11 protein-coding genes are annotated in these 9,099 nt (G+C 45.5%); all 11 read right to left on the reverse strand.

Features of this window, described 5'->3' with window-relative positions; genetic code table 11:
• Positions 1 to 70 precede the first annotated feature (70 nt).
• Positions 71 to 1,840 carry a M3 family oligoendopeptidase gene (locus V8G47_RS14250; RefSeq protein ID WP_336200710.1) on the reverse strand — a complete coding sequence of 590 codons (1,770 nt, stop codon included), beginning with the start codon at positions 1,838 to 1,840 and terminating at the stop codon, positions 71 to 73.
• 79 nt (positions 1,841 to 1,919) lie between these two features.
• Entirely contained in the window at positions 1,920 to 2,882 is a 963-nt protein-coding gene (locus V8G47_RS14255; protein ID WP_336200711.1) for a DUF2268 domain-containing protein, read from the reverse strand.
• A 125-nt stretch (positions 2,883 to 3,007) separates the two neighbouring features.
• The gene (locus V8G47_RS14260; RefSeq protein WP_336200712.1) at positions 3,008 to 3,451 is read right to left on the reverse strand and encodes a cell wall hydrolase; all 444 of its coding nucleotides are present in this window, start codon (positions 3,449 to 3,451) and stop codon (positions 3,008 to 3,010) included.
• 106 nt (positions 3,452 to 3,557) lie between these two features.
• A complete protein-coding gene (locus V8G47_RS14265; protein WP_336200713.1) occupies positions 3,558 to 4,649 on the reverse strand; it encodes a hypothetical protein in 1,092 nt (363 codons plus the stop codon).
• Positions 4,650 to 4,668: 19 nt separating this feature from the next.
• The gene (locus V8G47_RS14270) at positions 4,669 to 5,190 is read right to left on the reverse strand and encodes an NUDIX hydrolase (protein WP_336200714.1); all 522 of its coding nucleotides are present in this window, start codon (positions 5,188 to 5,190) and stop codon (positions 4,669 to 4,671) included.
• Positions 5,166 to 5,576, reverse strand: a complete 411-nt coding sequence (locus tag V8G47_RS14275) for a hypothetical protein (protein WP_336200715.1) — start codon at positions 5,574 to 5,576, stop codon at positions 5,166 to 5,168. Before V8G47_RS14275 ends, V8G47_RS14270 begins: the two co-directional genes overlap by 25 nt.
• Entirely contained in the window at positions 5,569 to 6,009 is a 441-nt protein-coding gene (locus tag V8G47_RS14280; protein ID WP_336200716.1) for a hypothetical protein, read from the reverse strand. Before V8G47_RS14280 ends, V8G47_RS14275 begins: the two co-directional genes overlap by 8 nt.
• 83 nt (positions 6,010 to 6,092) lie before the next feature.
• Positions 6,093 to 6,845 carry a hypothetical protein gene (locus V8G47_RS14285; protein WP_336200717.1) on the reverse strand — a complete coding sequence of 251 codons (753 nt, stop codon included), beginning with the start codon at positions 6,843 to 6,845 and terminating at the stop codon, positions 6,093 to 6,095.
• Complete coding sequence (locus V8G47_RS14290) at positions 6,842 to 7,585, reverse strand: hypothetical protein (protein WP_336200718.1); 744 nt, start codon at positions 7,583 to 7,585, stop codon at positions 6,842 to 6,844. Before V8G47_RS14290 ends, V8G47_RS14285 begins: the two co-directional genes overlap by 4 nt.
• A 98-nt stretch (positions 7,586 to 7,683) precedes the next feature.
• The gene (locus tag V8G47_RS14295) at positions 7,684 to 8,325 is read right to left on the reverse strand and encodes an SDR family oxidoreductase (RefSeq protein ID WP_336200719.1); all 642 of its coding nucleotides are present in this window, start codon (positions 8,323 to 8,325) and stop codon (positions 7,684 to 7,686) included.
• A gap of 210 nt (positions 8,326 to 8,535) precedes the next feature.
• Positions 8,536 to 8,706, reverse strand: coding sequence for a hypothetical protein (locus V8G47_RS14300; RefSeq protein ID WP_336200720.1), 171 nt, complete (start codon positions 8,704 to 8,706; stop codon positions 8,536 to 8,538).
• Positions 8,707 to 9,099: the final 393 nt, after the last annotated feature.

Genomic DNA, 9,099 nt, shown 5'->3' on the forward strand with positions numbered 1-9,099 from the left:
AGTTGGAAGGGACAGGTTCCTCATATGCAAAAAAAAGCAACCGCCTATGACAGGGATTGCTTTCAAAAACTCAACAATACTTTTCCGTCTCTTTCAAATACATCTCAACCGCTTCCTTCAACGGGCGTACAGCCGCCTCCCAGAAGTCCGTCCCTAATTCTTCCTGCAGGAATTCGATGCTCAGTTCGTCCATGGAATGGTTCCCCGATCGTGTAAGGAGCTGGTCGTACCGTTCAGGGAATGTTTCTTTATCCTGCTGATAGAGTGAATAGACACCGTTGCTGAATAGATAGCCGATCGTGTACGGCAGATTGTAAAAGGCTTTCTCCGTACTGAAGAAGTGGGGGATGGTCATCCAGTTATGGGCAAACACTTCATCCAAGGAGTCATGGAACCAGTCTCTTTCTGTTTCTTCCATCAATTGAACAATGTCTCCTGCTGAAAGCTTCCCGTTCAGTCGTTTTTTGTAAAAGGCCGCTTCGAACTCGAACTTGGCCGGGATGAAGGTGGTATATTTCAGTCCGTTGGTGATTTTCATCTCCAATAGAGATAGCCGGTCTTCTTCTGTTTCCGCCATATCAATCGCCGCATCCAGGACGAGGTTCTCCGCGAAGGTCGACGCTGTTTCGGCTAGTCCCGTCCCCACCTTATGGGAGAAACCAGGCTGTTCATGAAGCAGGGAATTGTGATAGGCATGGCCCAGTTCATGAGCGATGGTGACGACATCGTTGTAGTTGCCAGTGAATGAGAGCATGACACGGCTTTCCTTTGCATTCGGAAATGAGGCACAGAATGCCCCGTGCTGTTTGGAATCTCCCGGCTCCGCGTCAATCCATCCTTCTTCAAAGGCCGTTTGGGCAAATTGGCCGAGCTTCTCACTGAAGCGACGGAACTGTCCGATCACGATGTCTGCCGCTTCCTCATACGTCAAGGTCGTCTTGGACGTAAAGGTCGGGGCATAGATGTCATACCAGCTCAGTTTTTCCATTTGAATCAGTTTGGCTTTCCGTTCAAAAAAACGATGAAGCAAGGATTTGTGTTGATGGAGCGTCTCCATCATGGTGTTCACGGACCTTTCACTGATCCGGTTTTGTTCGAACATTTCCTTCAAGGGGTTCGTCCATCCCCTCAGGCGGTAGAGCTCATTTCGGAAGCCGGCAAAATGGTTGAAGATCGACGCAAACCGGTCTTCGTTCTCACGGCAGACCTTGGAGATGGCTTCACCCATTTCCATCCTCGTCTCCCGGTCATTTGAGAGCATCCCGCGAATATAGGCCATATCAAAAGAAATGTATTCCGTCTTCCCATCATCCCTTACCGGCACTTTCAATCGGGCGTATTCCTGATCATAATGATCTTCCCAACCGGCAAATCCGTCAACGGAAAGGGCATGAATCAGCTTCTCCATCTCAGGATCAAGCTGGTCCTTCACCTTTCTTCTCTGTTGCTTCAAGAACCGCTCACTGCCTGCCACTTCACTGCGTCCGATGAAGGTTTTCCAGTCCTCCTCCGCCATATGGGCAAGACACTGACTATACCCGAGGAGCAAGGTGTCTATTTTCGCCTGCAGCTGAGTGCTCCTGGCACTTAGATCCTGCGCTTCCACATCCATGACATCCACCGATAGCAGGCAGCTGATGTATTCATCCATGTGAAACGCATCCGTATAAAGGTCCTGCACACGTTTCGTAATATCAACCGCTTCATCGGGATTCATCCCATGCTTCAATACGGATTGCGTTTCCTCGATATGTAGAAGAATCTCCTGAATTTGATCTTTCACAGGCCCGCTTGGCCGTACACTTCCCAGATTCCATTGTTTATCACGTACTTGGTTCACATGAATCCCCTCCTATTACTCTATTATGATGGTATAGAAAAATGGAAAATTTTACATCAGCCTGAAGTCTGAGATTGTCTCATTCATAGGCTGTGATTTTCTCAAAGTCGCTTCCTGCTATGATTTCAGCTTCATGCATGCTGGTCCATCGTTCCATCGAGATTTCAGGATGATTCTTCCTGTAGCTTTGGACGATTTCATATCCGATTTTATAGTTGGCCCATTGGGGAATGCCTTTAGAAGAGTTTCCTGCTCTTAACTTCTCGTAAGACTTCATATCATCGGAGTATCTAAGTTCCGTAATCTCAGCTACTACCTTTTCCTTTTCCTCAGGTGTCATCGGTTCTTGCCAAGGGACCTGGATCTTTGGATAAATGGTATGGGCAAAGGCATCTGCCTTCCCTTCCACCACAACCCCGCCGAGGATGGTCCTGATCGTTCCCCGATTACTTTCTTCCGCCAAGAGATGGTGGTATTCATGAGCGACAGTGTACTTCAACATGTCTTCTTGCATGGATGGTGAAAGTTGCAGCACAATGACATCCTCTGACAGGACAAACCCCGATACACCCCTCATTTGCTCCACTATGAACGTATCCTCTGGGTTCGCTGGAAAAATAATATATTTCTTATCCTTACCCGGAAGTTCTTTAGCTGATTTCATCAATGCTTCTTTCATAATCCTGCTCGTCGTATCTTTGTCCTTTTCCAACTCCTTTATGGATTCTTCAAGCTTGTCCACTTCTGAGGACGGATCAAACGTATATCGCAAGCTGATTTCCTCTATATTGGACTTCTTTTTAAATGGCTCAAACACCTTTTCAATGAACACGGTCTCATTGCTTTTTCCCGTCTTTTCCCGTACGGTGTCTACGTACTCCTGCACTTCATCATACATATAAATGATTTCAAAATTCTGTTCCTCCTGGGAGAAGGTGATAGGCGTTTCCTGTTCCTTCTTATTCACTGGCTCTTTATTGGAGCATCCCACAAACATGAAGCATAATGCCGGTATGAGTATCGCCTTCCCAACCGTCTTCATGTGTTTCATCCCCTCCATTCATTTCCATTTGTTACTAACTATACGTTCTAATTTGGAAAAAGTTTCAAGTTAATACGAACAAAAAAAGAACCGCCCGATTTCTAACCAGGAAGTTCCCATCCTCTTCATCCACCTCTATACACACTTGCACATGTCCCTGCAGCCGGTTCATAGTAACAATGCTGTTTGAATTGGCCGGCAAACGGCTGATCGTACCAGGTAGGGGGGCAAGGGGCATAAGGATTGAAGTACCAAAGGGCAAATTTAGCCGGATGCTGTGCCCAATACTCCAGATTCTTTTTCGCTAATTTTTTCTCGACTGATCTTGCCCGGTTATAGAAGAGATTCCCTTTTTGAACGGCTTCAAATGAGTAGTTCCCGCCCTGGACCTGGAAGATGACCTGACGGATGGTTCTTACTTCCTTAAAGTCCAAACATTCCGCCTTCGCACGGTTCACGATGACATTGCCCACGTACAGCATCCCTTGTTTCCCTTCGCCTTCCGCTTCCGCTCTCATCATCCTCGCCATCAAGGCCACATCGGCATCGGTGTATTTGACTCTTGGCATTTTACTCACCTCAGAATAGTTTATGAGGAATACCGGGTTTCATGTCAGGAATTATTCGAGAAGGTGCAGTCGGATATGCTTTCATCAACTGATTTCCCCATCTTTCTTAAAATCGTTCAAGTTCCTTTAAAAGAAACCCAATCCGCTCTTGAATCTGCGCCTTCGTCCCGTACCGGATCACTTCCTCACGGCTCAAAGACTCCTGCTTCAGAAGCTGATCATGTTCATGGGTCATGGTGATGAGCTTCAAATACACTTCTACGTTCAGGTCAGTCCATTTCTGCTTCGAACCGTTCACATACCCCTCCACGAAACCTTCTGCACTGGCCTTCAATTGTGGGATCAGGAGGTGGTATTGATTCTTGCCATGCCGCTTTGTGTTATGCAGGGCGTGAAAAAGCGTCTGATAATTGAATACGTAATTGGCAGCGAGGGAAGTTCCCGTATAAATGATTGGAAAAGGATCGATCATCCAGACACCGCTACTAGTGAAAATCATATTCTCAGGCGACGTATCCTGATTCGTCAGGACAAGCTTTTCCCGATCGACGGAGCGGGCGGAAATCAGCTCATCCCCTGCTCTTCTCACTTTCTCCTTATCAAAAGAATAAGAGCTTTCGAGAAGGGACTCCCATTCTTCCCGGTATTCCCCCGTTTCTTCCTGGATGAACGCACTCAGGTCCCCTTCGTATTGCCCTTTGATCTCTCCATGTTCCCCGACGGTTATGTATCCGATGCCTGGAATGGGTGAATCCAACTCTTCAAGGGCCAGGAAGAACTCACCCAGTTCCCTTCCATACTGTTTCGATTGATGCGGGGTCTGTCCGGCAAGCCCGATTGATTTTCCTACATAAGATTCCATGGTATAGGTTAACTCTTCAGAAACATGGTATTCGTAATGTGCAGGACACATCCCTTTTCCCGTCCTGTTGGCATGCTCATAAAATGCCTTTGTCCCGGCATAATCCGCCGTCAGCTGGTCCCAATTGAAGACGACCTCTTTCTCATAGGCGATCCTTTTCGGGATGCGGAGGACGAGCTGCTCTGCCTCGATCAAGTAGGCGTAGTGCCAGGCACCTTCTCCTAATCTGGTGATCTCGGAATCACTTGAGATTTGTTTTAATCCTTCGTTTTTAAGAGCTTTGTTGATGAGCTCCTGTTCTGTAAGTGCTGTGGTTGTTAGAAATGACTTTAACATTTTTTCTCCTTTTTTCATTTCATGATTTTTCTATGTTGGTGCTATGTTCATGATTCTTGAAGTTGTCTTGAATACCGATTTCCCCTTTCAGCTTCCACGCTTTCTCTATAGCCCAGTAATGGTGCTCATGTATCAGGAGCCTTTTCGCATCCTTCCGATCCATCCACACTGGAACATGGTCTTCTTCCATTGGCTCCAGAATCTTTTCATTCAGTTCAACCAGATAAAAGTGTCCTTCACTAAGGAGGGGATCTCCCCTTCTAGAAAAAAAGTAGCGCATGGCATTTCCGATATAAGAATCAATCGATACACAGTAACCTATTTCTTCCATCATTTCTCTTTTCAGGCACTCTACATGACTTTCATTCTCTTCCATGCCTCCACCAGGCAAAAAGTAATGCCCCACCTCGTTTCGAACCGCCAGGATTTTGTCTTTTTTATGATGAAAGATGACGGCATAGACACCTGTTCTTCGTTGATAGTTGGTATATTGAATCTTTTCTCCGAACACCGCTCTCACTGGTCCACCTTCACTTTCCACGCCCCCATATAAGGTTTCATAATAAAGATCAAATTGATCAACGCCAGTGTGAGTGCGATATAACTACTGACATTCGCCAATACAGCATACTCCTCCGTATAATAAGTGGATGAACTGTGATAAATAAAGTTCATGTAAAACTGAAAAGCAGCTACCGTAGCAAATAGTGCAAATGCAATGAGGTGAAATGCATTTGCTTTTGCCGTTATTGTTCCCACCAGAATGAGCACTCCCGCTGCAGCAAAAGTTTTCTGCGTAACCATGGCTTCCTCCGGAGTAAAGCTTACCGGGATATCGGAGGTGATCAGAAAACGAAACAAGGACGCACATACCCATAAGCCCATTCCAAGTGCGAATAAAGAAAAACCGATAATGTTTCTACTCAAGCTTAATTCCCTCCATTTGATGGTCATCCGTACCCAAACTCAAGAAATTCATCACCAACACATAAAAAGGAAAAGTGACCAACGCCCCGATTATCAGCAAACCCGCCGCAGGATTAGGAGCATCTCCCCCATATTTCGTTGGAAAGAAAGTGGCGATAACATACATAAATAGCAGAAAGTACGGGAACCAAAGAACCGCCGTCCAATAGCTCGCCCTCCGCCCCTCCATCCACTTCCCTGTTAAAAAGTAGAGGAAGACCGTTCCTATGAGAAAAATCGCGACAATCATGAATCCACTGACATCCATTACCGTTTCCCTTTCCCAGCCCGTCAGCCTCGTCAACCGGTAACCATTCACCATCAGCTCGACCGGAACAAGGATCATCAGGGCATAAAGTAAACTGACCACATTTATTTTGATAAAATAGTTCATTTCCAATCACCTGTATCCTTATACCAATTATTTCAAATTCACACATTATTCTCAACCTAAAAAAGGAATGACCCGGTTATGGATCATTCCTCGTTTTTCTTAAAACTGGCCTTGTTGACCTGGTATTGGTCAAGCAGTTGCATATGTTGCTCCCGGACATTCCCCTTGTAGTAACTTGAGTTGTTTGAGCTGTTTTTCCAATCGACTTCCTTATTATTCTCATCAAGTGGTATCCAGCCGAATTGGGAATGTATTCCTAATTCGAAGTTATCCCAGAAGAATGGGTCAGGACTATCACTACCATCTGATAATGTCAATGCGTCTCCCCATTCTCCGGGAATCTTCATTGCCCCGTAGGATTTGCCTGCCAAAGAGGCTTCAGTCTTCATCAAGATACCGGGAACATAATGCTGTTGTTCTCCGCTACTGGAGTAGCCCCTCTCCCTCATGAAATAATACTGCAATGTTTGAATGTTGCTACCGGGGTCGATGTTCCAGACGATATGAAAGCTTGAAGGATCATTCCCATCGAGCCTCCATACCTTTGGCTCCCCATCGGTCCGGATGCTTATTACCTTCCAGCCGGTCAGATGTTTCTCCCAATAGCTAACACCATATTGCTCTTTATCTGAAAGGAAAGGTGCCACCCCGTGACCATCATCGAGCTTCAGAAAATCCTGTATTTCAACGGCTTGTGCATTTTGAAGGGATGAATTGACCTGTGACAGTATTTCTTCATTTCTTGGACGTGAATCGGTTTTCTCTACATACAGCCAATAGAAGGCAAACAACCCTACGAAAAGGACTACCCCGGCCAGGATGCTTCTCTTCTTCATGGTTTTGCCTCCTTCAGCACCGTTTCAGGGAAGTGGTAATAATACTGAGTCTTTCGAGTTGAGATGAGGATCCCTTTCCCTTCCTGTTCCACATAGATATCCGGCTCGAGGCCGCTTCCCCATTTCGGCTGAGTGCCGACCAACTGAAACGGAAAGCGTTCGGTATTCGAATAACGGCCGCCTCCTTCGTCATACCATTGCCAACTTTCAAATTCGACCTGTTTGTTGTTAGAAAGCTGCTTCTTCATTTCCTCCTGATCCAAGGTCCGTCCCTCACCAGATGGATGGATGACATTGAGGGAAGCTCCTTTGGTCCCTGATATGTAGGTGGATAAATGGTTTTCTGGATAGATAAGGGATTGGACCGGGATGGTGAGCAGGGTTCCTGCCAGGAAGATGAAGTTGGCCAGGAATCCGATCCAGGCAAATCGACGATAGGTGTCCCAGCGATCCTCTTTTCGATTAAGAACAGCGTATAGGATCCACACACCAAGCGGCAGGATTGGAATTTTTACAAAGGTATGAAACCATTCCATGTTGATGGTAAAGGAAAACAATCCGACAAATATGGCGAGGATGACTTTCCACACCTTTGGCTTTGCCGAAAGCTTTTTATACACTTTAAATGCAAGATAAGCAATGAGCGCCCATTCTATGATGGACATCACGGTCGACACGATGCTAAATGAATAATCGATATGGACGATGATCTCCCCCTCCTCTTTTTCTATTAGAATCATACGCCAACCCATTTTACCATCTATACCCATATAATGGTCTACCCGATTTTACATAAAAAAAGAATGACCACCCAACGATGATCATTCCTTTCTCTTATTTATACGTTTTTAACGGCTTCTTCTATTCCAGTGCTTCCTGAAATAAGATCGAATCCTTTGTTATACGCGCTCGGTTCCGTCAACGATGCCACGATGGTTCTCGCCACATCTTCACGCGGGATGGATCCTCTTTCAAGATTTTCAGCCGCCGATACTTTGCCGGTGCCTTCTTCGTTCAGTAATCCACCCGGACGGATGATCGTATAGGTAAGTCCACTTTCCTCAAGTGCCCGGTCCGCAAAGTGCTTCGCCACATAATACGGCTTCAGGGAGTCATTCCAGTTCTCACGATGATGAGCCTGCAGGGCACTCACGATGATGAAGCGTTCGATTCCAGCTTCTTTTGCGGCCTCCATCGTTTTCACCGCTCCGTCAAGATCGATGAGGAGGGTCTTGTCTGAACCCGTGCTGCCACCTGATCCTGCAGAGAATACGACGGCATCGGCTCCCTTCAATCCATTTGAGATTTGCTCAACCGTGCCTTCCAAATCAACCAGTGCAGCCTCCACGCCTTCTTGTTCAAACGACTGGACCTGCTCTTCTTTCCTCACAATGGCTCTCGGAGTATGTCCGTCATCCTTCAAGAACCCGACCACTTGCTTCCCGATCTGTCCATTTGCTCCTACAACTGCTACGTTCATAACCTCATCTCCTTATTCCGATAATTTTGGTATGAATTTATCATCACATGTTTGACAGGGTGATGACAAATCATCTGTTTGATGTGTGCTCATATAATGTATCCGGAATGGGGAGTTTCAAAACACGGACGAGCACCTTTGGAAGTGAAGCATAAAAGATCCATTCATGGGTATGTATACATCAAAAGGGAGTGGTACTGTGATCACAGCTTATTTGTTAATCGTCATAATCGCCATCTCATTAATTGTGATGCCTTCGTTGCCGGTTACAGAATGGGCAATCTTCACGATCGTGTTCTCTGTTTTTGTTTTTGGCATGAGGTATCTGACCAAAGTGAAGAATTTACTGATTTCTACCTCTATCGCTTTCGTCTTTGCCATCGGTACAGTTTATAGTTTGAACAGATTCACTTCTATTGAAATCCCATACTTTTTTATCTTCTTTATAGGGATAGTCAACCTCATGTATGCAGCTTTCGTAAAAAAAAGCTATTAATTTGTATGAGACCGGATATGGAATAGGAAGATTTTTTCAAAAAAGAGAGTATCATAGACTTTTGAAGAATGGATATATGTTTAGAAAGGCGTCGGTGGACAGGAATTGCGTCGTTTTTTTATTAATTGCGTCATTTTCAGATTTATTGCGTCATTTATTCATTTATTCGGTCCGACCCCCTAAGTTTGGACACGTTCTCCATATTTCTTAAGGTTCCTTAGTTTTTCAATTTACTACCGCGCTTTCGCTTGCTTGCCTCCATTTCTTCAAACTGGAAG

It is taken from the genome of Rossellomorea sp. LJF3, assembly GCF_037046045.1.
Lineage (GTDB): Bacteria > Bacillota > Bacilli > Bacillales > Bacillaceae_B > Rossellomorea.